The organism is Oleiphilus sp. HI0086, from assembly GCF_001635225.1.
Map to the genome: position 1 here is coordinate 1 of NZ_LWFZ01000118.1, position 1,314 is coordinate 1,314.

2 protein-coding genes are annotated in these 1,314 nt (G+C 46.6%); both read left to right on the forward strand.

The window, feature by feature from the left end:
• Positions 1 to 558, forward strand: a 558-nt coding sequence (gene cmoA, locus A3756_RS01655) for a carboxy-S-adenosyl-L-methionine synthase CmoA (RefSeq protein ID WP_068552765.1), incomplete at its 5' end; no start/stop codon positions are given.
• Positions 559 to 566: 8 nt separating this feature from the next.
• The coding region (gene cmoB / locus A3756_RS01660) for a tRNA 5-methoxyuridine(34)/uridine 5-oxyacetic acid(34) synthase CmoB (protein ID WP_068552767.1) at positions 567 to 1,314 on the forward strand (748 nt) is incomplete at its 3' end.

The window sequence follows — 1,314 nt, forward strand, 5'->3', positions numbered from 1 at the left end:
TGTTATGACCTGGGTTGTTCCCTAGGTGCATCAACACTTGCTATGCGCCATGGCTTAAGAGACAAAAGTTGCCAACTCATCGCCGTCGATAACTCAGAGTCGATGCTTGATCGCTGCAACCACTATATCAAAATAGATAACGAAGAAACTCCCGTTGAACTTGTGTGTAAGGATATCACAGAGCTGGCGTTTCAACCTTGCTCAGTCGTGACGTTAAATTTCACCCTGCAGTTTGTTGACCCTGCATTGCGCTTAAAACTCCTCAAAGATATCTATGCTGCAATGGAGCCGGGTGGCGTACTAATTCTTTCCGAAAAGATCTGTTTTGACAATCAAAATGAGCAAAGCGAGCTAGAAGAACTGCACTGGTTGTTTAAACGCGCAAACGGCTATAGTGAACTGGAAGTGAGCCAAAAGCGAAGCGCCCTTGAAAAGGTACTAATGCCAGACACCCTAGAAGCCCATCAAGCGCGTTTGAAAGAGGCCGGGTTTACTCACTCCCACCTTTGGTATCAATGTTTCAACTTTATGTCGCTGATAGCGATTAAAGCAGCTTAGGTATAACGATGGATTTCTACCCTCTCTATGACGACTTATTTGCTTTCATGCGCAGCAACAAGCTCGAACCCTGGTTGGAGACTTTAATCCCCCTACTCAAACATAAGCTTCAAGAAAAGCCTCATGGTGACTTAAAGCGTTGGTTGGAGGCCTATCATTCTCTGCCAGTTTTAAACTCCGACATCGTCAATCTAGATGCTTCACGTGTTGGTGCCGACAGCAAGGAAGGCCTAAATAGTGATACGTTTAAACAGCTTGAACAAGCACTTAGAGGTTTAATACCCTGGCGAAAAGGACCCTATGACTTATTCGGCGTTCATATCGATACGGAGTGGCGATCAGACTGGAAATGGGAACGTATCAAAGACCACATCACCCCCTTAAAAAACCGGATTATACTCGATGTAGGCTGCGGTTCTGGTTATCACTGCTGGCGTATGTTGGGCGAAGGCGCACAAAATGTTATTGGGATCGACCCGAACTTTTTATTCTTACTACAGTTCGAGACTCTAAAGAAATATTGTGGCCCTCAAGCACCCATCCATTTGCTCCCAGTACGAATGGAAGATGTGACACCACAGCTAGAGGCCTTTGACACAACTTTCTCAATGGGCGTGCTTTACCATCGCCGCTCACCTATCGATCACCTATTGGAGCTCAAGGGGACCTTGCGCCAGGGCGGCGAACTGGTGCTGGAAACGCTCATTTGTGAAGGTGAGCTAGGCTATAGTCTAATGCCAGAGGATCGTTACGCCA